At 59.0% G+C, this 19391-nt stretch carries 24 protein-coding genes and 1 pseudogene; 5 read left to right on the forward strand and 20 right to left on the reverse strand.

What is annotated here, in order from left to right; genetic code table 11:
• Positions 1-61 precede the first annotated feature (61 nt).
• A complete protein-coding gene (locus Q2941_RS01715; protein ID WP_458191396.1) occupies positions 62-292 on the forward strand; it encodes a DUF6894 family protein in 231 nt (76 codons plus the stop codon).
• A 181-nt stretch (positions 293-473) separates the two neighbouring features.
• Here the strand turns inward: Q2941_RS01715 and Q2941_RS01720 are convergent, their stop codons facing one another.
• Positions 474-689 carry a hypothetical protein gene (locus Q2941_RS01720; RefSeq protein WP_458191397.1) on the reverse strand — a complete coding sequence of 72 codons (216 nt, stop codon included), beginning with the start codon at positions 687-689 and terminating at the stop codon, positions 474-476.
• 187 nt (positions 690-876) lie between these two features.
• Here Q2941_RS01720 and Q2941_RS01725 point away from each other — a divergent pair, with 187 nt between their 5' ends.
• Complete coding sequence (locus Q2941_RS01725) at positions 877-1494, forward strand: HdeD family acid-resistance protein (RefSeq protein WP_458191398.1); 618 nt, start codon at positions 877-879, stop codon at positions 1492-1494.
• A 530-nt stretch (positions 1495-2024) separates the two neighbouring features.
• Here Q2941_RS01725 and Q2941_RS01730 read toward each other — a convergent pair.
• A complete protein-coding gene (locus Q2941_RS01730) occupies positions 2025-2210 on the reverse strand; it encodes a hypothetical protein (RefSeq protein ID WP_458191399.1) in 186 nt (61 codons plus the stop codon).
• Between Q2941_RS01730 and Q2941_RS01735 the strand changes: the two genes are divergently transcribed.
• Together Q2941_RS01735 and Q2941_RS01740 are read left to right on the forward strand one after the other, a co-directional pair.
• Positions 2209-2862, forward strand: coding sequence for a BON domain-containing protein (locus Q2941_RS01735; RefSeq protein WP_458191400.1), 654 nt, complete (start codon positions 2209-2211; stop codon positions 2860-2862). The two genes, Q2941_RS01730 and Q2941_RS01735, sit on opposite strands and share 2 nt — an antisense overlap.
• A 99-nt stretch (positions 2863-2961) precedes the next feature.
• Entirely contained in the window at positions 2962-3408 is a 447-nt protein-coding gene (locus Q2941_RS01740; protein ID WP_458191401.1) for an Hsp20/alpha crystallin family protein, read from the forward strand.
• Positions 3409-3638: 230 nt separating this feature from the next.
• Here Q2941_RS01740 and Q2941_RS01745 read toward each other — a convergent pair whose 3' ends face one another.
• The 8 genes from Q2941_RS01745 to Q2941_RS01780 form a co-directional block, all read right to left on the reverse strand.
• The gene (locus Q2941_RS01745) at positions 3639-4865 is read right to left on the reverse strand and encodes a baeRF11 domain-containing protein (protein ID WP_458191402.1); all 1227 of its coding nucleotides are present in this window, start codon (positions 4863-4865) and stop codon (positions 3639-3641) included.
• A gap of 47 nt (positions 4866-4912) precedes the next feature.
• Positions 4913-5350 (reverse strand): anthrone oxygenase family protein, encoded by a 438-nt coding sequence (locus Q2941_RS01750; RefSeq protein ID WP_458191403.1) that lies wholly within the window; start codon positions 5348-5350, stop codon positions 4913-4915.
• A gap of 33 nt (positions 5351-5383) precedes the next feature.
• Positions 5384-6217, reverse strand: a complete 834-nt coding sequence (locus Q2941_RS01755) for a universal stress protein (RefSeq protein ID WP_458191404.1) — start codon at positions 6215-6217, stop codon at positions 5384-5386.
• A 205-nt stretch (positions 6218-6422) separates the two neighbouring features.
• Positions 6423-6713 (reverse strand): hypothetical protein, encoded by a 291-nt coding sequence (locus tag Q2941_RS01760; protein ID WP_458191405.1) that lies wholly within the window; start codon positions 6711-6713, stop codon positions 6423-6425.
• Between the two features lie 298 nt (positions 6714-7011).
• Positions 7012-7212, reverse strand: a complete 201-nt coding sequence (locus Q2941_RS01765) for a DUF2905 domain-containing protein (protein ID WP_458191406.1) — start codon at positions 7210-7212, stop codon at positions 7012-7014.
• 21 nt (positions 7213-7233) lie between these two features.
• Positions 7234-7962: a Bax inhibitor-1/YccA family protein gene (locus Q2941_RS01770; protein WP_458191407.1), complete on the reverse strand. Its 729-nt coding sequence runs from the start codon at positions 7960-7962 to the stop codon at positions 7234-7236.
• A gap of 66 nt (positions 7963-8028) precedes the next feature.
• Positions 8029-8559 carry a hypothetical protein gene (locus Q2941_RS01775; protein WP_458191408.1) on the reverse strand — a complete coding sequence of 177 codons (531 nt, stop codon included), beginning with the start codon at positions 8557-8559 and terminating at the stop codon, positions 8029-8031.
• A gap of 409 nt (positions 8560-8968) precedes the next feature.
• The gene (locus Q2941_RS01780) at positions 8969-9208 is read right to left on the reverse strand and encodes a hypothetical protein (protein WP_458191409.1); all 240 of its coding nucleotides are present in this window, start codon (positions 9206-9208) and stop codon (positions 8969-8971) included.
• A gap of 222 nt (positions 9209-9430) precedes the next feature.
• Here Q2941_RS01780 and Q2941_RS01785 point away from each other — a divergent pair, with 222 nt between their 5' ends.
• Entirely contained in the window at positions 9431-11143 is a 1713-nt protein-coding gene (locus tag Q2941_RS01785; protein WP_458191410.1) for a cation:proton antiporter domain-containing protein, read from the forward strand.
• A gap of 104 nt (positions 11144-11247) precedes the next feature.
• On the opposite strand, the gene Q2941_RS01790 is transcribed toward Q2941_RS01785, so the two are convergent.
• The 10 genes and pseudogenes from Q2941_RS01790 to Q2941_RS01835 form a co-directional block, all read right to left on the reverse strand.
• Positions 11248-12036: a TerC/Alx family metal homeostasis membrane protein gene (locus Q2941_RS01790; protein WP_458191411.1), complete on the reverse strand. Its 789-nt coding sequence runs from the start codon at positions 12034-12036 to the stop codon at positions 11248-11250.
• A gap of 377 nt (positions 12037-12413) precedes the next feature.
• Positions 12414-13028, reverse strand: a complete 615-nt coding sequence (locus tag Q2941_RS01795) for a DNA polymerase ligase N-terminal domain-containing protein (protein WP_458191412.1) — start codon at positions 13026-13028, stop codon at positions 12414-12416.
• Between the two features lie 63 nt (positions 13029-13091).
• Entirely contained in the window at positions 13092-14009 is a 918-nt protein-coding gene (ligD, locus tag Q2941_RS01800; protein ID WP_458191413.1) for a non-homologous end-joining DNA ligase, read from the reverse strand.
• Positions 14010-14169: 160 nt separating this feature from the next.
• Positions 14170-15384 carry a CYTH and CHAD domain-containing protein gene (locus tag Q2941_RS01805; protein ID WP_458191414.1) on the reverse strand — a complete coding sequence of 405 codons (1215 nt, stop codon included), beginning with the start codon at positions 15382-15384 and terminating at the stop codon, positions 14170-14172.
• Positions 15385-15392: 8 nt separating this feature from the next.
• Positions 15393-15668: pseudogene (locus tag Q2941_RS01810) on the reverse strand (CYTH domain-containing protein); the annotation flags it as partial.
• Positions 15669-15796: 128 nt separating this feature from the next.
• Entirely contained in the window at positions 15797-15922 is a 126-nt protein-coding gene (locus Q2941_RS01815; protein ID WP_458191415.1) for a hypothetical protein, read from the reverse strand.
• Positions 15923-15977: 55 nt separating this feature from the next.
• On the reverse strand, positions 15978-16484 hold the full coding sequence (locus tag Q2941_RS01820; RefSeq protein ID WP_458191416.1) for a DUF3305 domain-containing protein: 507 nt from the start codon (positions 16482-16484) through the stop codon (positions 15978-15980).
• 105 nt (positions 16485-16589) lie between these two features.
• Positions 16590-17597, reverse strand: a complete 1008-nt coding sequence (locus tag Q2941_RS01825; protein ID WP_458191417.1) for a formate dehydrogenase subunit gamma — start codon at positions 17595-17597, stop codon at positions 16590-16592.
• A 57-nt stretch (positions 17598-17654) separates the two neighbouring features.
• A complete protein-coding gene (gene fdh3B / locus Q2941_RS01830) occupies positions 17655-18257 on the reverse strand; it encodes a formate dehydrogenase FDH3 subunit beta (protein ID WP_458191418.1) in 603 nt (200 codons plus the stop codon).
• A 344-nt stretch (positions 18258-18601) separates the two neighbouring features.
• Entirely contained in the window at positions 18602-19171 is a 570-nt protein-coding gene (locus Q2941_RS01835; protein WP_458191419.1) for a hypothetical protein, read from the reverse strand.
• Positions 19172-19391 lie beyond the last annotated feature (220 nt).

A 19391-nucleotide genomic window follows, 5' to 3' on the forward strand; every position in this document is an offset into this window, starting at 1 on the left:
GATCAGAAATTGGCAGTTCGTTCATATTGGAACGTTGGGCGTCGGACCGAGTTGGGGCGGGATGAAGCGTTTCTTTTTCCATCGGTACCTTAATGGACGCTTGGCGGAGGACCGCCGTGGCCTCCAGTTCGAGAACGTGGACGAAGCCTGCGCTCATGCCGTTCACTGTACGCCCGCGGTTCTTCAGAAGAACGTGCGTCCGGCGACCAACATCCACCTCGCAACCGAGGTGTCTGACGGCGAGCGCACCCTCTGCGTGATTCGAGGCAAGGTGCTCATCGAACGAAGCTAGAGCGCCTCGTCCCGTTTTGCCGCGAAGCCGGGATCAGGTACTGAAGCCGGGCTCGAGGTACTTCGGTTCTTCTTTGCGCGCTGGGACGTCATCTTTGCAGGAGCTGGCGCGCCGGGGACGCCGCGCGGCCCGAGCAAGTGTCATCATCGGACTTTATCGGACTTTTCGGCTTCAACGCCGTTTATCGCCGGCAGCTTGGGTCATGATTAACACCTCCGTCGTTGCGCAGGATCTGCCGCAATTTCGTTAGTTGGGCGGCCTGAGTATCGCTCGTCGTCGGCTGGAAAGTGGTGGACCAAGCCATACCGTTGTGCAGGACTTCGAACAGAGTCTCCAGCGCTTCAACACCGCCTGCGGAGGCACCGATGCCAACGATGGGAAACGATTTCTGATCCATGGACAACCTTTGGAGTCGGCAACCGGCCGATAGAGTTCCAACAAATTTCGACTGAGCGGTCACCCGCGAAGATCGATACGGCTCAAAGGTGGAAGGAAACAATTCTGACGGCCGTCAATGCGCCCGCCATCCAGCACGCGCTAAACATCACCAAACATCAATCGAAGCCAGATTGCGGGAGCATGTCATGACCAGCACGACGTTCACTGGCCCCTCGGATGCCCAAACCGATCATGCCACGGCAGCGCTCGCTCCAACCTGGTGGCTGTTCCTGTTGCGAGGCATTCTCGGCATCGTCTTCGGATGTCTCGCATTGATCTTTCCCGGCCCGACAATGCTGTCGCTGGTGCTCTTGTTTTCCGCGTACATGCTGGTCGACGGCGTGGCCGGCATCATCTCGGCGGTCCGCGCGATGCGCCGCAGGGGCCGTTGGGGATTCCTGATCTTCGAAGGGCTGGTCAATATCGCCGTGGGCATCGGAGCCCTCCTCTGGCCGGGCCTTACCGTGCTTGCCTTCGTATTGCTGGTCGCCTCATGGGCGGTCGTCACCGGTGGGTTGATGACGGCTGCGGGGTTTCGCCTCAACCTGGAGCATGGCCGGTGGTGGTTGGTTTTGGGTGGCATTCTGTCGCTGGCATATGGCTCGCTGCTTTTCTTCACGCCCTTGATCGGAGCTCTCGTCCTGACTTGGTGGATGGGCGCGTATGCCATCGCCTTTGGCATCGCCCTGGTCATATTCTCGTTCCGACTTCGAGCGCGGCAGCAGCAGGGGACCAATCCTACGGCCGTGGGCACGGCTGTCTAGGCGGACCTGTGATGACGCAACGGCGATCGAGCCATCAAGGTCGCAAGAGCCGGGCCAAAGCCCAGCTCGCCCGTGAAATTGAAACGACCGCGGTCGACGACGAACTCGTCCTGATGAGCCTGGTCGAAACGTTTCCGGCAAGCGATCCTCCCGCCTGGATACCTCTCGTCCGAGTTGGCGTTCCTGAGCGGCGGACCAACTCTAAGCGTGCCCGAAAACGGCATTGCTGACCGTGCAATCTTTCGACGATTGGCTTCGATAATCCGGCAAGGTCGGGTAGCGACCAATTACCTTTCGCTCTGCGGTCGCCGATCGCCGCTTTTTGGCGTTGCCGATCGAATTAGCGGAGACAAACAGGACGCGCTCGTGGCGGAGACTCTCGAGCGCCCGTAAGCCGGCCTCCGCATTGAAAAATTGCGCAACGAGGCTGTTTCATATGGCGCGCCTCACGGCCAGATGGCGCTGCACTCGCTCACGAACTTACCCAACCGCTCACAGCAATCATCAACTCGGTCGATGCTGCAAAGCGCCTACTGGCTCACGAAGTTCGCGTCAGCCTTATCATAGCGCAGTAACAGCGCCGCATCGAGAAAACCGCCGCGGAAGTTGATGAGCATCATGGCTGGACGTGTGACGCCTTTTAGGATGGCGTTGATCGGTAGCGTGATGACCCGCCGATCCCACAATCCGCTTTGTACAGACCAGGAGCCAATCATGAGATCCGACCGTGAAATAGAACGCGACGTCCGCGAAGAGTTAAACTGGGATCCCGATCTTGATGCCGAGGATATCGCCATCTCAGTGAAGGATGGCGTGGTCACACTGGCCGGATTCACCAGAAGTTACAGTGACCGGCTGGAAGCCGAGCACGCGGCGAAGCGCGTCGCTGGCGTACATGCCGTCGCGAATGACATCGAAGTCCGCCTGCCGTCGATCGATCAAAGGCCCGATCCGGACATCGCGCGCGATGCGATTGCCAGTCTGAAGGCTCAACTGCCCATTTCGCACGAAAATATCAAGGTCATCGTCAAAGACGGCTGGCTGACCCTCGAAGGCACGGCGGAATGGCAATACCAGAAAACCACGGCCGAAAATGCCGTGCGAAAGGTAAAAGGGACCAAGGGCGTGACTAACATCATCTCACTAAAGCCCAGGGTCGAGGCCACCGACATTCAGCGCAGGATCCAAGAGGCGTTCAAGCGGAATGCGGAGGTCGATGCCAATCGCATCGCCGTCGAAACCCACGGCAGCGAGGTCATCCTGAAAGGCACCGTTCGCTCGTGGATCGAACGCGAGGAAGCCGAGCGTGTCGCATGGTCGGCACCGGGCATCACCCGTGTCGATGACCAGATCGTGGTCAGTCCATAACGGCCGCGACCTGTTATCCGCACGCTAGTTAAGTCTCGTCGAGGCAAAACGGAGAACGCCATGAGGTTAAGATCATTGGTTCCGTAGAGCGGCGCGCCGATGCGACCGGATTTCGGACCATTCGGCCTGCATCGGGCGATCGACCGGCTGTTCAACGAGTTGGTGCAAGGAATAGCCTCAAACGACGGAACGAAGTCGCTCACCCCTAACATCGAAATCACCGAGACTGACGAGGCCGTTGAGGTCACCGCTGAGATGCCCGGCCTTGAAAAGGACGTCGAAATATCGATCGAGGATGATACCCTCACGATCCGGGGCGAGAACGAGAAGAAGGTCGAGGAAAATCAGAAAGACAAGAACGTGCAGCACAGCGAGCGCATCTACGGCATGTTCATGCGTGTGCTGCAGTTGCCTCCCGGCATTGATCCGTCCAGCATCCAGGCAACCATGTCCAACGGCGTCCTCAAGGTCACAATACCGAAACCGGCCAAGTCCACGCCGAAGAAGATCGAGGTCAAGGACGCCTCGCAGGCGGAGGCCAAGTAGGCCGCCTGAGCCGGGACGCGTAGGTAGCCGCCTCCTCCTCCTCGGCGGCCCATGCGTCCCGCATACGATCGCCGCTAGCCCATCGCGGCCCTCACCCCCTCATTCCCGCAGAGATGCTGTCGCCACGAAGGATCGATCTCGGAACCACTTGCGTCGCTGTGATGGAGGGAATTAAGGCCAGGCTGATCGAAAATGCCGAAGGCGCACACACACCACCATGGCTGCGTGCTTCAATGGAATTCGTAGCGGAGGATGGCGGTGAGCGGAGCCCGGTTCGGTAGTTCATGCTGCTTGGCGCCCATGACCCTGGCGCCCGTGGACAGCGCCCGCCGCGCGACTTCGTCGACAACGCTGTAGGTTTCGGCATCGTCAGAAGCTGAATATGTCACGGTGCCATCGAAGTCGCTGACGAGGCCGGGCACAACTGCATCAAGATCGACAACGAGCTGATCAATGGCGCCTGCGGTCGCAGCATGCGCGGCGTAGGAAACGTCAGTAGTTGCACGTCGGGGCTTGAGCTCGTCGTAGCGCGCGATCACCGCTCTCAGTTCGCGGGAATAGAGACGGTCGAGAATCGGGATCGCTGTATCTCCCAGTTCGGCATCCGTCTTCCGGCCTGGGTTTCCTTCGATCGTCTCGTCGGCCAGCCTTGAATACCTGGTGACCGAACGGAACATCGACGCGAGAGGCTCCTCCGCCGCGAGAGCCAGAGGCGGTGCATTGTGTTCCGCAAGCAGGCTGCGGATGGCGTGCTCGACTTTCCTGATATACTGGTGCAGCAGCACCTTTTCGCCTTCGAGGTTCTGCAGTCTGCCGCGCGGGGCGCGTACGTGAAAGGATGGCCGCCGGGTCGCTTCCTCCGCGTTCTTGGGCAGGCCACGAACCTGCAGCCGTTCTGGCGGAAAATTGGCGAAGGCGTGAATCAGCCGAACGCTCTCCTCCGCCAGTGCAAGCACGAAGATATCGTGCGGCGACGTCATGGCGCGGATCAGCGGAGTTAGATGGAAGCGGTCCGCGACCTCGGCGAGTGGCTTTGGCGAATCCGGCAGGCGGAACGCTCGCATTGTCGCAGACGTGGTGAGCACCGCCAGGCCAGCAGACAGGTAATGCCAGAACGAATCGACCGGATCCGGCTTTCGACGCTGGAGCCTTCTGAGCTTGTCTTCATCCTGGATATTGTGCTCTACGCCCGCGAGGTGATCGAACTGCCGCTCGAAGGCAGCGATCTTGCTGTTGTCGACGCCGCCTACCCCGAGCTGCGAGAGCGCGTCCCTAGCCAAGTCCTTGAACGCAGTACGGTTGAGCTGGGCGTTACTCCCCAAGGGGGATGTCGGCAGATATAGGGAAACGCAGGTCTCGCCCTTGATCTGCGCCAGCGCCTTGAACTCCTCCAACGTCGGAATATCGATATGCAGCATCGGCCCTCGCTGGCAGAACCCTTCATTCGCCTGTAGCATGAGCGACCTTGGCCGAAGCGCAGCGCTCCGACATTGACGGCGATCAATCAAGGCGGCAATTCCAGCGCCCACGCGAAGACGCTACAGGCTGCGAATCCGATCAGGGCGTGCCCCCATTCCAAGAGCCCCCAGTCCCGCATCAGCCTGCGCACCGCCGAAACCGGCTTTCCTAGCTGAATGGCGAACAGCCAGACGTTCACTGGCATCATTACAAAATAGGCATACGGCCAGCTTGCCAGAATCGTAGTGCCCCCAATGATCCAGCGAACGTCGCCACTCTGCCTGAACTGTACAAGAGCGATCGCGGCCGACAGGACGGCAAAGCCCGATAGCACCAGCGTGCCGCGCCGGTTGCTCAGTTTCCATTCCTGGATCATCGCACGAGTATTGAGCCTGAGCCGCGCTGGCTGCTCGACAAGGCCGATGTAAACCGTAGCGCCGAGGAAGGCGGCGGCGCCAGCAAATGCGTAAAGACCGAGCTGCATCGATCTCACTCCTGGCGCAGGTTGTCGCACTCTTCAATGCGACATGAAGACCGGCACCGTCATCGACTTCATCATATCGTGGGTCACGCCGCCCAGAATGACTTCGCGCAGCCTCCCGTGACCGTAACCACCCATCACGATCAGGGTCCCGGAACTCTCTGCGACATAGGAAAGGATGGCATTGGTAACATCGATGTCAGGGGCCGGAACAGTCGCGATCTCGACCTTGACGTCATGACGTACGAGGTGAGCCGCCATCTCGACACCGCGGACTTCCTTGTTCTCGGCGTTGGTCTTCCCGTTCAGCACGATCAAGAGATCCACAGTCGTCGCCTTCGCGAGCAGCGGCAACGCGTCGTTGAAGGCGCGCGCCGCCGCGCGGCTGCCATCCCAACAGCACACCACGTGATCGAGCTTCAACCCGTCCTTCTGGACGAAGGGCACAACGATGAGCGGACGCCCTGATTGGAACAGCCCCGTTTCGATCATGTCATCGTTGACCGCGCGAAACGGCTCGGATTGCGTGAACACGCTCAGATCGAAGCGCCGGGCGAGGGTCGCAAAGATCGCGGGCGCCTCTGCGCCTATCGTCCTCAGCAACCGGTGCTCCGATGAAACCAGGCTACGCTCGGCAGCCGCGTCGAAGCGTTCGATCGCGGCGAGCGCAGATCTTTCGCTGCTCGCGACCATCTGGGCCAGGATGTCAGGCGGAAGCTCCATCACGGGGTAACCTGGAAAATCAGGGGCGTAGGCGAAGGCAACACCGGCAAGGTGGGTGTCAAACATCGCCGCAATCGAAATGGCAAAATCGCGGGCTGGATCGCGTGCGACCTGATGCTCGAGATTGATGATAATGTCCTTAATCATTGAACCGTTCCAGCAAACATGCGATGCAGCCCTGGGCTCACTTTCAAGACGGCGCGACGGGCATTGATGACGATCGACCAGCGAGCCGCAATTTGAGCGATGCAATATAGCGGCGGACCGATACTCATTCCGACGGACCAAGGGGAAACCTGACGTCACCCTCGCCAGGCTTCCCTTGCCGGACCGCCTCCCGAACGCGAGAGGATCAGTAGCAATCCTCGATCCGGCGGATCCGCCACGTCCAACCGTCCCAGAAGCGTTCACGCCGAATCCGACAGTACGGTCCGAAATCGACGGGCTCATAGGCGTAGCTATAGTAGTATGGCTTCGGCGCTGCGAGTGCGGCGCCAATGAGTGCGCCAGCCGCCAGGCCACCGACTATCGGAGCGACGGGAAATCCATGACGCCATCGAGCGTCCGCCGGGGTTGAACTTGCCACCGAGCCGACTACCACGGCCGTGCCGACCGCGAGTGCAATCATTGTTTTCCTCATCATGAGATCTCCACTTCTTGACTTATGACCAATCAACGTCCGGTGTGCCAAGTTCGCGGACGCTAGCCCGCAGCCACGCTGACTCTAGCCGCATGGAAAATGGTCCACATTGGCGTCTGTCAAAAATCGCTTGCCGCCTGTGTCGCTTCGTCCTGCAATTCTGTACAAAGACAAATCGGAAATTGATCGTCGTCAGCGCGCCAGGTCGCGAGACGTCGTCGCCGACGCTCGCACAGGCGACTGCTGCAAGCACAGGTGTCGCGTGGCGCCCGGTGTACTGCGCGGTAGCTCTGACGTCGCGTCAGCGGTTCGCGATCCAAAGTACGAGGCTGAACACCACGCTGATAAGTAAGCATGTCATCAGCGGGAAATCGAGCGTCGTGTTTCCCCGCTCGATGGCGATGTCGCCGGGCAGCCGCCCCAATCCGAGTTGGCTCAGATAGGGCCAAAGCAGGCCAACCGCCAGGATCAGCGCGCCTAGTACGATCAGAACACGAGCCATCACTATCAATCCGTGCGCCGCCTAGTTGTCGCGGCGCTGGCCGAACAATTGGAGCAGGATCATGAAGAGGTTGATGAAATCAAGGTAAAGCGCCAACGCACCAAGCACGGCCTTCTTGCCGGCGATTTCGCCGGTGTCGGATTCAAGATACATCTCCTTGATGCGCTGTGTATCGTAGGCAGTGAGGCCTACGAACACGATGACGCCGATGATCGAGATAGCGAACTGAAGCGCGCTCGATCCGATGAAGATATTGACGAGGGACGCAATCACGATACCGATCAGGCCCATCATGAGGAACGATCCAAAGCGAGAAAGATCGGATCTGGTCGTGTAGCCGTAGAGGCTCATCGCGCCGAAGGTCGCCGCCGTGATAAAGAACACACGCGCAATCGACTCCCCGGTGAACACCAGGAAGACGCCTCCAAGCGAGAGCCCCATGACGGCAGCATAGAGCCAGAACAGCAGCATTGCCGTTCCTGCGGCCATGCGCTGGATACCGAAGCTCAAGCCCAGCACGAAGCCGAGGGGCGCCAGCATGACAAGCCAAATCAGTGGCGTCGCCGCGATAGACTGGTAGAAGCCGGAAGCCGCGGCTAGGTAGGCGACGAGGCCGGTCAGCGCGAGGCCGCCGGCCATATAACCGTAGACGCGCTGCGTATGGGCCCGCAAGCCGGCGTCGATCTCGGCGACCGACGGCGGAAAGCCCGCGCGCCGTGACTTGCGAGCATCAAAATCGTAATAGCTCATGGCTTACTCCTGTGCGGTTCATTCGACTGACCGAGCAGCCTTGAACGTCGGCTGCCGGCTGGCCTGCTAATGAGTATGCAATGCGCGCTCGTTCCGTACCTGGTCAGCGGTATAGGGCACAGCGTTTGGATCGAACGCCTGCCAGCCCGACCTGCGGTATAGCTCGCAACGTTCCTGAAGCCTTACCGCTAACCGGTTCATAATCGGCTCTATTCGCGGCACTTCGGCCGGTGGCACCCGCGCGGCGACCAATGTTCCTCCGCGGCGAACGCCCTCGGCAATGACGTGCGCATCTTCTTCGCTGATGCCGGCATTGGTCAGCACTCCCAGCAGGCCGCCGGTGACGCCACCGATCGCCATGCTACCCAACATCGCCGCAAGCCATCCCACGCCCACCACGGCGCCGATCCCGGGAAGCGCTAGCATCGTAATGAGACTGGCAGCTGTCGCCGCCGTTGCGCCGATTGCAGCCCCAACGGCCGCACCCTCGAACTTGCCATCGCGGGCGGTCTCCCTGCTCTTATTCTGTTTCCGCGAAGGCACAATATTCGTGCTCTCGGTGGACTTGTACCAGGTGTCGGAATTGTTCGAAATCATGCTGGTCTCCGAAGACGGCAGGCCCGCGACCTCAAGCGCGACGATGACCCGGCGTGCGTCAGCATATGAATCATAGAGACGGCAGATAGTGATTGGCATGACGCGCTCCCGTTGCGTGAAAGTGCCACGGAACGGCCATTGCGGATTGGCAGGTACCGTTAGCGCCGCTATTCTTCTCTATTGCGAAGAAAAGTCACCTTGATGAGTATCAACGGATCATTGCGGATTTCGTCGAGTTGCGTGCAGATGGTTGGCCCTCGCTTGCGACACTGAGGATTGCGTTGGCCAGAGATGAGCGGTGCGCCTGTGCGGAACAGTCGTACCGCTTTGCCCTCCACCTCACGAAAACGGTCTCGCCTTGCCTGACGGCGTGTTTCCGGTGCCCAGCGCTCACGCTACTGCAACGCGATCATTTGCCTACGGCGATCTTGCAGGATCCGGCTGACACCGCCATTTGGACGGCTGCCTGCCAGTCTTGCCACGATGTCGGATCGACTGGCGCCCCGTCGGCCCACTTCAAGCTACCGAGCAAAAAGGCGATCTGCTCGACGGGCCGACCATGGCGACGCCAAACGGCCTCGAGAAAGATGCGGATTGCGTCATAGCCTTCAATCACTGTGATAGTATCGGTTGCTTTGAACGTGGCCATATCCGGCGACTCCGAGTTGCGCTCGTCACGCGGATTTCCGCTACGTGAGCAACTGTCATAGCCATTCGGAACGAAAGGCTTAACCTTCGTCCGCCGTCGTCGCATTGACGTTTGTCAGCCGCTGAGCGCTGATATTTTTCTCGGATTGGCGGAACTTGATGCTCATCACTGCGCTGACAACTTTGGACAATGAAGTGAGTGCGACGCGCATCGGAGCTGCGCATGGCCGACGACCTGTTGATCAGGACGCTAGTCGTGATCCTTGCCTCCGTCTGCGCCATCAGCCTGGTCGCGCGTCTGAGATTTCCGGCGGCCGGGGGTTACCTGCTGGCCGGCTTGGTGATCGGACCGCACGGTTTGCAACTGATCGCCGCGAGCGATGAAGCAAGGTTTTTGGCCGAGCTCGGCATCATTTTTCTCATGTTCATGGTGGGCCTTGAGTTTTCGCTCTCGGCAATGATTGCCGCACGCCGCGACGTTTTCGGCGCCGGCAGTCTGCAAGTCGGGTTTACCGTTTTTATCGTGACGGGAATTGCGGCGCTTTCGGGTGTGAGCTTATCCGGCGCGGTGCTGCTCGGTGGTGCAGTTGCGATGTCATCGACCGCAATCACGCTCAAGCAATTGGTCGACCAGGGGGAGGTCAGCAGCCAACAAGGCCGCCTTGTGCTGGGAATCCTTCTCTTTCAAGATCTTGCTGTCCTTCCGTTTCTCGTTGTCCTGGGTGGGTGGCAACTAGGCGGTGGGCCGGAACCGTTGGGAGCACTGCGCCAGCTCGCAACAGCGACGATTGCACTCGGCGTGGCGGCTTTCGTCGGCAAACCGGTCTTTCGCACCTGGCTTACCTGGGTTGCCCGGACGAACTCGGCGGATCTATTTCTGCTCACCGTTCTGTTGCTCGCGCTCGGTACGGCGTTCGTCGGACATGTCGCCGGTCTTTCCGGGCCGATCGGAGCATTCCTCGCCGGTATGGTGGTCGGCGAAAGCGACTTCCGTCATCAGGTAGAGGATGATATCCGACCCTTTCGCGACATCCTGTTGGGCCTATTCTTCGTCACCGTCGGCATGGAGGTGGATCCCTCAACCGTCGTTGTGGCGCCCATGAGCGTCCTCGCCTGGATAGCCGTATGCCTGCCAGGAAAGGCCTTCGTCATGATCCAGGTTGGTGCAATCATGCGCTGGCCAGCACCGGTCGCAGTGCGAGTTGCCCTTATTCTGGCACACGGCGGAGAAGCTGGTTTACTTCTACTCACACAGGCGATGCGAGTGAATGCCCTGGAAGCGAGCGTTGGGCAGCCCGCTCTCTTGGCCCTAGCGGTGTCCATGGCGCTCGGCCCAATGCTGATTCAAGCGAGCTCGCGATTTGCGGAACTCGTTCGCGGTGCTTCACATCGCCTCAAAACACATGCCGAAGAGGCTGCCATCCGCGAGGAAAGCCGAGATCTCAGCGATCACGTTATCCTGTGTGGCTGCGGACGCGTGGGTCGCCCAGTGGCGCTCGTGCTGGAGGCCGCAAAGGCTCCTTACATTGCGATCGATTCTGACCTGATGCGCTTTCGCAGGGCAAAACAGTCCGGACACAAGGTCGTCTTCGGGGACGCGGGCCGCAAGCGGGTTATGGAGGCTGCCGGCGTCGCCCGAGCGCGCCTCGTCGTTGTAACCTTCGATCGACGTCATTTGATTGAACGCATTCTTCACTATGTGCGCCAGCAAAATCCAACAGCATCCTCCATCGTAAGTGCAGCCGATGATCAGGAAATCTCATCGCTGGCACGGGCGGGAGCCAGCACCGTGTTTCCAGAGAACATTGCGGCCGCTCTCGCGCTGGCTGATCAGGTGCTGCTGGTTTGTGGTTTCTCCCAGGATGATGCCGCAAGCATCATCACTGCAGTTCGAGCCGAACTCCATCCGGAATTGCGTGGGCACGTCGGCCGCTGAACCGCGAGACCCGCGCCATTGCAAGCTAGACCAGGCACAGGTCCAGCCCGCAACGTTTGGGCAACGCCACAGCCCCGTCTGACGCGCCCGCCGCGCTCGATTTCCTAAGTGCAATTTGGCGCACGCCTCCCAAAGAGTAACGATGCGATGATCCCGCTTGCCAAAAAGATCGCTACAGCGCCGAGCGTAAAAAACATGCTGGTCGGCCCTTCAACGAGAACGTCTTTCAGCAGTAGCTTGATCCCGACCAGCACCAAGAGAAGCCCAAGCGAAGTTCTCAGATAACGAAACTGGTCGACGGCTCCGGCCAGCGCGAAGTAGTGCGAGCGCAAGCCAAGCAACGCCATGATATTGCTCGTGAACACCAGGAACGACTCGCGCGTGATGGAAAAAATCGCCGGGATGGTATCCAGAGCAAAGATCAGATCAGACGCCTCGATCATGATCAATGCCAACGCAAGTGGCGTAAGGGCCAGCTGCCCTCTTCGCCTCACGACAAATCGTTCACCCGCGAATTTCGGAAACACAGGAAAGAAACGCCTTATCCATCTAATGATCGGATTCTTTTCAATATCCGGGGGGTGTCCGACCAGCCCCATCCTGACACCGCTGACAATCAAGAACGCGCCGAAAATGTAGAGAATCCAGTCGACACGCTCGATTAACGCGGTGCCGGCAAGGATCATCTCGGCGCGCATGATCACTGCACCCAAGATTCCCCAATATAGTACGCGATGCTGAGACGCGATCGGAATGCGAAAGTACGAGAAAATCAAGGCGATGAAAAAGAGATTATCCAGGCCGAGCGATTTTTCGATCAGGAAGCCTGCAAAGAATAGAACCGCGGCCGTTCGTCCGTCTGGCAAGATCGAGCCCGAACCAATGATTCTCATAGAGAAAAAAGATCACGACATTGAAAGCGAGAGCGACGGTGATCCACCCCGCGCTCAATATCAGCGCCTGCTTGAAGGCTATTGTGCGAGTCTCAATACCCCGAGATCCAATGCCACCAAGAAGAATACGAACAGAATGAATGCCACCCACAGCCACATGGGACTTCCAGGTTCCGAAGATCCTAAGGGTTGGTGCCGCGCGTCCGTTTTTGCACTTACTGCAGTTACTGGACCAATCCTATCGGTTCGCCTGCGCTCGGCATTGACAGAGGCCAAGTCGCGAAGACACTCTGTGGATGAGATTGCCAGCCCCACGCCACGCTAACAAATCGACGCAGCGGCAGTGCCGCTCCTCCGATCGGCATGCGCGGCTGCGTTCAGACACGGTGCCGGCCAGGTCGACGCTTTGCTGGTTTTTTCTCCCTGATCTCCTTCATGCTGCGGCCGGTAACAACAGAGCGATCGAATCGAGCGCTCTCGATGTCCCACGACGGATCAGCGTACTCGTCGCGACTTTTGACGAGCAACCAATAGTCTCTTCGGCCAGAATTCATGGATCGATTTTTGGTTTGGATCAACGTGAAACCGCCGCGCAGTTTTTCTCCCTGCAGCACAATTTGGACTTTGCCGCGAGCCAGTTGCTCCTCTGGCGGCTGATTTTCCAGTGGCTCATACTTTCCCAAGTCCCAGACCATCACGATCCCTGCTCCGTATTGGCCGGGCGGGATCACGCCTTCGAACTTCGCATATTCGAGCGGATGGTCTTCCGTCCTTACGGCCAGGCGCTTGTCCGCAGGGTTCATTGACGGGCCTTTTGGTACTGCCCAGGATGCCAAGACCCCATTTACGGCGAGCCGGAAATCATAGTGAAGCCGGCTCGCATCGTGTTTTTGAACCACAAAGACGCGCGTAAGACCGCTTCGCCGCACTCGCCCGACCGGTTCGGGCGTTTCCGTAAAGGCTCTTTTGCTTCGGTATGCTGCGAGCGACACCTGTTGTCCGTTAGACTTATTTAGAGTTCCGCCGGCGGTATTGGCGATTCGCGTTATCGCACATCAGCCCTCACGCACGACATCCGCCGGCCGCTTGTCATCCCGCAGGCCGAGAAACCGAGGGTGTCTTAGCTTACCTCCTGCCGTCCACTCGGTGAATCCGATCTGCGCGACGAGCTTCGGCTTCACCCAATGCACGCCGCGCCGCGGCAACCCATCCTCGGCAAAGGGAGAAATCGGCTTCTCCAGCCGAGCGAGCTTTTTGCCGAGACACCGCAGCAGATCGCCGGCGAACCCCGTCCCTACCTTCCCGGCGTACACGAGCTTTCCACCGCGGTAGTAACCCAGCAGCAATGCTCCGAACCCGCTGCGGATCCCTCGTGGATCGGTGTAACCGCCAATGACGAACTCCTGTTGTCGCTTGCACTTGAATTTGAGCCAATCGCGCGTTCGCCTGGACACGTACACACTGTCCGCGTTCTTTGCGATGATACCTTCCCCTCCTCTCTTGCATGTCTGTCGGTAGTAGTCCTCGCCTTCAGTCGTGCGATGTTCCGTGAACCGCAAGGCGTCATGGAAGCCAAAGACCTTGCGAAGTACCTGCTTTCTGTACCGGAGCGGAACCCGCCGGATGTCGTAACAATCCAGGTAGAGCAGGTCGAAAAGATAGAACCATACCGGCACCTTGCGAATCAGTTCAGTCGGCGGACGTTCCACCTGCATGCGAGCTTGCAGCTTTGCGAAGCTGGTGATCAGGCCGTCGAACGCGACAATCTCGCCATCCGCAATAAAGTAAGAGACTTCCTGCTGATGCATCGCCTGGACCACTTCGGGATATTTTGCATTTAGTCGAATTCGATTCCGCGAAAAGAGATCCAGATCGCGACCGCGGCGAAAAGCGAGGCAGCGCTCCCCGTCCCATTTAGGCTCAAACATCCATCCCTGTCGCGAGAAGACGTCATTCGTGAGCGTCGCCAGCATGGGCGCAATCCATTTTGGCTGTGCGCGCCTTCGAAGCCGGGCCTTGGCGTCAGTGGGTAGTCGATCGAATAAATCGCGGCCAAACATGGGCTCTCACCTACCAACCGGAGCGCAAGCGAAAGCCCCGGCGTCAGTACCACTCGGACCTCGCAAGAAGTCGCTAGACACCATCGTTTTGCCTCACCCAGAAGGGCTCCAATCGTCTAAAGCGACGACTACGCTTTCTGATTCCCGGATAGCGTTCCGCAAGAACCCGCTCGTGCCAACCTAGCACGATCCCTCCCGCAAGATTGATCGCGCGAACATCCTGATTTGTTGCGTCGCCGATCTGATCAACGAGATCGTGGGCGACGCGGACGTCATTTGTATAGCCGAGATCGTCCTGCAAAGACTTCAAGCACCTGACGAACGTTCGAATTCTGGGCTTGCTAAACAGGCTTCCCAGAAATTCAACGATGTAGTGCAAATGCTTCAGCGCAATACGCAGCCTGTGCCGCTGAGCTGCCGTCAACTCTTCGCACTTCTTGCTACGTTTGCAAGCCTTGCGGTGATGCCGATCGATCAGGTCGGGAGCAACATCGACGCTAGGTGCTAAAAGAACGACCGCATGTTCTGATATCTCCTGATCACGCCACCCACTGGCCGCAAACCATCGCAACAGCCGCAACATCGACGCAGCGTATCTTTCGAACATGATCGCCTGCTTAACATGCTCAAGCGCTGCCTCCCGCTGGCGCTCCGTGGCGTCGATGAGATGGTCGAAGTCAGAGCTGACAGGGAATGCATGGGTGACCGCGCCGACCAGGGAGGCGGCAAAACTGTCCAAATTGCGCACCGGAGCGAGGGAGTGAGCGAGCCATCTCAATTCCTCCGAGGCCCAATGGTAATGCTTCTCCAGTAGGAGCCGCTTCAACGCCAAAAGCGCGGAGCGAAGACGGCGAACGGCGACCCGCATCTGGTTGATGCCTTCTGGATCACCCGCGAGAACGGCCTGTTCGTTGCTAAGAACGTGGGTAAGGCAGCGTCGCCCGATGTGTTGCAGCGCGGCCTCGACGCTCATGTCAGGATCGAGCGAGATGGGTCCCACACGCACCGCCTGCGGCATCAACCTGTCGGCCCCAACCAGTCGATAGCCTCGCTCGGCCTTGCTGCACGGCTCGATGCGGATTGGCTCAATTTCGAGCAGTTGCAACGCTACATCGAAGATCACCGGCGGATCGCCCTCCTTGAGCTCGAGTTCAATTTCGCTGATCGGCGTGCCTGCGCCGCAGTTGCAAGTGCGGATCTCTCCCTCGTCAATGCCGCCTCGATCCGCGGGTCCCGACCAATTTCGATCGTTGTTCGCGTGACTGTCGTCGTGAAGACGGGACGCCACTCTTCATCGCGGACCAAATCGCGCAGCCACCTGCCAGTCTTCGGCGCATCGAGAACCGGCCATTTGCCCCGGATATGGTCTTCCCACTCGCCCCTCTCCACAATATCCAACCGAGCTGGACCTTCGACCTTGACGGTCTGGACGAACTCCGAGCCCTGCTTGCGCACCCGAAGCGATAACCGCTCGCGATGGAGCGCAAGCGTAGGTGTGTCGTAGTACGTACTGACTAGCGTCGACCGGGCCTCCGATTTTGCGGTGGGCATCCCGAGGAGCACGCGCTTCACCTCTTCCAACTTCTCCGGCGGTGCGGCGAGTTTCAGTTCGAACTCGGTTGAAATGGGACTTCTCCTTGCACGCAGTTAGGGATCATGCGCACTTGGACCGGGGCCTCCAAGGGGCCGAAGAACCCGCGCTAAATTCTCACGCCCGGTTCCGTCAGTGCTGCCGCAGAGGATTCCTGCACACAATTGTCGAGAACAGCAGCCGCCCCCGCAGCAACAATGCCGGCGACAAAGCATGCGACGATGAACGCGCGCATTCTATTTCTCCTGTTTCCGGTTACATCGAACGCTAGATGACACTATCCGGTTCCGCTATTGTTCGCGCTCTCGTCTTACTTTCCGATACGAGGACGTCTGCTGATCACGTTGGCGCTTGGCGAAAGGCCGATCAACATGATGCTCGGCGATGAACTGAGCGACAATTTCCACGACGTCGGGCGGCATTGGCGCGGCTTCGACAAGGTTGGTACCGGCATTGGCGAACGCCTCTCCCTCGGCTGGATCGGCCGTTACGGCGAGGATTTCATGCGGCCCTCGCTCCGAGGCAACTGGACGCAAGGCTGTCCATAATGCCGGTGTTCCCGACGCGAGATTGTCGCGATAGTTCGCAGTTTCGGTTCGGTGCAGTTCGATCACGGCTTGACCTACAAAAAACAAGGTCGTGTCCTCTCGCGTGTCGAGTGGTGTCCAAGGAGCGGCCGTTGGTGTTCCGGGCAGCACCGAAACCGGCCCCCACAGAAAGTCGGCCCAGACGCTTTTCGCCTTGCGCCGTTCAACCAGGACGGCAACCGGAATCACCGCAAGAGCTGTTGATCTCAATGAAGCGTCTCCTTTCGGACCGCCGGAAATTTCTCTTTATGCAGGGCAACGATGCGCCAGATGCAGCGCGCCGGCTGGGATTGAAGCGCGCTGTCCGGCCAACGCTCATTCCGCCGCAGTCGCCGAAGGCTGTCTCAACCGGTCTTCGTTTGCGAGTTGTTGAGCGATCCAATGATCGTGGTGTTCTTTAGCCCAGTTGAGATCGACCTCGCCGGTACCCATGGCCTCGAATGCACCCTCCATTCCGATCGTACCGATATAGATGTGAGCCAGGATTAAGGCGATGAGCAGAACGGCCACGACAGCATGAACGATCTGCGCGAGTTGCATCCCAGCGATGCTCAAACCATAAAATGGAAACAGCATCAGGAACCCTGATACGGAGACCGCAGCGCCAGCCGCCACCGAAAGCCAATAGACAAGCTTCTCGCCAAAGTTAAAGCGTCCGGCCGGGGCATGTTTGTTCTTGATGAAACCACCTCCCTGCTTGATCCAGTCGAGGTCAATTTTTTCGAAAAGGTTGTCCCTGAAGAAGATCACGACAATGAGGACGAGGCCGATCGCAAACGAGAAGCCTGTGAAGTCGTGCACGTATTTTGCCGCCTGAGAGACGAGCGTGAACGCGTCCGGGCCGATCACCGGCAACAGCAAAACCTTGCCAAACGTGATGTTAAGGCCGGTCAGGGCAAGAACGACGAACGACACCGCCGTCAGCCAATGTGCAAATCTCTCAAACGCCTTGAAGCGGAGGATCGTCTTTCCCGAGCGCCCCTCGGCAATCCGGATCTGTCCCACAATCAAGTACGCCAATCCGAGGATCACGATGGTGCCGAGGATTATGACCGCGCTGGCCCGATGCAGCAGCACCTCATGGACATACTGCCACGTTCGTCCAGCCGGTTCGATCAGAACACCGGCCTTGGGATCGGGAATATCTACCCGCCCTTCGACACGGGGGGCCTGCTTCAGAAGCGTTTGCTCATCGATGACGCTGGCTGTTGGGTTAGGGGCGCCATCCGGGCCGCGTTTTTGCGCTTGGGCCGGAACCGCCGCGGCAATCGAAAGGAGCGCCACCGCGACGACAACAAGGCGAATACGCACGGGAAACGCCATGATGATCAACCTCTCCGCATTTCCACCTAACTCTTTATCGCCACTCCGCGCTGCGGTTCAAACTCGAACTCCCTCACCATAAGCAGTCATCCAACCCCATGAGCCAGAGCCGTAACCCCGCTTGAATACTCGTTCCTTGTAAATCTGAGCAATGACTTCGCCGTCGCCTGCCAGCAACGACTTGGTCGAGCACATCTCGGCGCACATCGGCAGCTTGCCCTCGCCGAACCGGTTCGATCCGTATTTTGCGAACTCCTCGGCACTGCCGGGCGCTTCCGGTCCGCCGCCGCCGGCGCAGTAGGTGCATTTATCCATCTTGCCGCGCGAGCCGAAATTGCCGATCTGCGGATATTGCGGCGCGCCGAATGGGCAAGCATAGAAGCAATAACCGCAGCCGATGCACAGATCCTTCGAATGCAACACGACGCCGTCTTCGGTCGGATAGATGCAGCTGACCGGACAGACGGCCGCGCAAGGCGCATCGGTGCAGTGCATGCAGGCCATAGACACCGAGCGCTCGCCGGGCTTGCCATCGTTGATGGTGACGACCCGCCGGCGGTTGATTCCCCAAGGCACCTCGTTCTCATTTTTGCATGCGGTGACGCAGGCGTTGCAGTCGATGCATCGATCCGCGTCGCAAAGAAATTTCATGCGCACCATCGTTTTCGTCCTTTCATTCCGCCCGGATCTGGCAAAGGGTCGCCTTCGGCTCCTGCATGCCGGTCGCTGGATCGTAGCCGCAGGTCGTGTTCACGATCTCGCCGAGCGCGATTGGATCGCTGCCTTTGGGACATTCAACAGCCCTGGCGGTCGCCGGCTCCCGTACCAAGTGCAACCGGCCGCGACTCCCGCACCGCCAATCGCAAAGCGAAGCAGATCGCGCCGGTCCACGGTCGTCATAACGTAAGTACCCTATCCAAAGATTGAAGCGCCAAGTTAACTGAGTTTCGGCTTTCCGTCTTGTGTAGTGTCTTGGCAAAGGGTCTGAAAATGACGGACGTCAATTACGAAAGATCAAACAGATCTCGACGACGACGGCCGTTGCATAGCATGTGGCGGAGACCACTTTGGCAGCGGCGACGGTTAGCAAAGCGGAGTTGATCCGGAAACAGCGGCGCGGGCAACTCGGTGCCCTTTGGCGGCTCGCGTGCCGAAAACAACGAGATAATGCCCCTCGTGCCTTCAATCAGTTGAAGGTCGGTGGCCGGATCGCGCAGCTTTTCGACCGAATGGTGCACAAGCAGGTCTTTGCCCTCGATCACGAGGAGGACGTCGAATTCGTTCGACGGGAAGCGCCGCATCACTTCTTCGAACGTCCTGAACTCTGGTGTCTCGGACCGGAACAGCTGGCTCAGGGAATCATCGACCTTGATACGCGCTATCCCTAATGCTCCCACTACCAACAGCACGACAGTGGCAAGCCCAACGAGCGATGGAAACCGTAGCGAGACCCGACCGATGCGCTCGAGACCGTATGCGATGCTTCGCGAGGCGCTGGATGGACGCGAGTTTGGGCTCAGGCTGTATATATCGCGACGTATCCATGTTCTTTCGCCTGCGAGATGAGCATCCACGCGGCAAGCCGGGCTTTGCCGCGAGTTTTCGGTTACGCTCTCAAGTCTACGACCGTGCCCGCGCCGCAACCACGACGGGCATCAAATCCATGCCCTAGGCGATCGATTTCGATTTTTAGTTCATCGTCGCTGTTCGCTTGTTCGGAGCTTCGGCTTGAGGGCCGTCAGCGCCATCCCCCTGCGACGGAGTACGTCGGGACGGCCTACCCGGTCGCAGTGG

Source organism: Bradyrhizobium sp. UFLA05-153 (genome assembly GCF_054185185.1).

Excerpts from the sequence above, each read along its gene's own strand:
- Q2941_RS01715 (WP_458191396.1), top strand. The coding sequence starts at position 62 with ATGAAGCGTTTCTTTTTCCATCGGTACCTTAATGGACGCTTGGCGGAG.
- Q2941_RS01720 (WP_458191397.1), bottom strand. The coding sequence starts at position 689 with ATGGATCAGAAATCGTTTCCCATCGTTGGCATCGGTGCCTCCGCAGGC.
- Q2941_RS01725 (WP_458191398.1), top strand. The coding sequence starts at position 877 with ATGACCAGCACGACGTTCACTGGCCCCTCGGATGCCCAAACCGATCAT.
- Q2941_RS01735 (WP_458191400.1), top strand. The coding sequence starts at position 2,209 with ATGAGATCCGACCGTGAAATAGAACGCGACGTCCGCGAAGAGTTAAAC.
- Q2941_RS01730 (WP_458191399.1), bottom strand. The coding sequence starts at position 2,210 with ATGATTGGCTCCTGGTCTGTACAAAGCGGATTGTGGGATCGGCGGGTC.
- Q2941_RS01740 (WP_458191401.1), top strand. The coding sequence starts at position 2,962 with ATGCGACCGGATTTCGGACCATTCGGCCTGCATCGGGCGATCGACCGG.
- Q2941_RS01745 (WP_458191402.1), bottom strand. The coding sequence starts at position 4,865 with ATGCTACAGGCGAATGAAGGGTTCTGCCAGCGAGGGCCGATGCTGCAT.
- Q2941_RS01750 (WP_458191403.1), bottom strand. The coding sequence starts at position 5,350 with ATGCAGCTCGGTCTTTACGCATTTGCTGGCGCCGCCGCCTTCCTCGGC.
- Q2941_RS01755 (WP_458191404.1), bottom strand. The coding sequence starts at position 6,217 with ATGATTAAGGACATTATCATCAATCTCGAGCATCAGGTCGCACGCGAT.
- Q2941_RS01760 (WP_458191405.1), bottom strand. The coding sequence starts at position 6,713 with ATGATGAGGAAAACAATGATTGCACTCGCGGTCGGCACGGCCGTGGTA.
- Q2941_RS01765 (WP_458191406.1), bottom strand. The coding sequence starts at position 7,212 with ATGGCTCGTGTTCTGATCGTACTAGGCGCGCTGATCCTGGCGGTTGGC.
- Q2941_RS01770 (WP_458191407.1), bottom strand. The coding sequence starts at position 7,962 with ATGAGCTATTACGATTTTGATGCTCGCAAGTCACGGCGCGCGGGCTTT.
- Q2941_RS01775 (WP_458191408.1), bottom strand. The coding sequence starts at position 8,559 with ATGATTTCGAACAATTCCGACACCTGGTACAAGTCCACCGAGAGCACG.
- Q2941_RS01780 (WP_458191409.1), bottom strand. The coding sequence starts at position 9,208 with ATGGCCACGTTCAAAGCAACCGATACTATCACAGTGATTGAAGGCTAT.
- Q2941_RS01785 (WP_458191410.1), top strand. The coding sequence starts at position 9,431 with ATGGCCGACGACCTGTTGATCAGGACGCTAGTCGTGATCCTTGCCTCC.
- Q2941_RS01790 (WP_458191411.1), bottom strand. The coding sequence starts at position 12,036 with ATGAGAATCATTGGTTCGGGCTCGATCTTGCCAGACGGACGAACGGCC.
- ligD (WP_458191413.1), bottom strand. The coding sequence starts at position 14,009 with ATGCTGGCGACGCTCACGAATGACGTCTTCTCGCGACAGGGATGGATG.
- Q2941_RS01815 (WP_458191415.1), bottom strand. The coding sequence starts at position 15,922 with ATGCGCGCGTTCATCGTCGCATGCTTTGTCGCCGGCATTGTTGCTGCG.
- Q2941_RS01825 (WP_458191417.1), bottom strand. The coding sequence starts at position 17,597 with ATGGCGTTTCCCGTGCGTATTCGCCTTGTTGTCGTCGCGGTGGCGCTC.
- fdh3B (WP_458191418.1), bottom strand. The coding sequence starts at position 18,257 with ATGGTGCGCATGAAATTTCTTTGCGACGCGGATCGATGCATCGACTGC.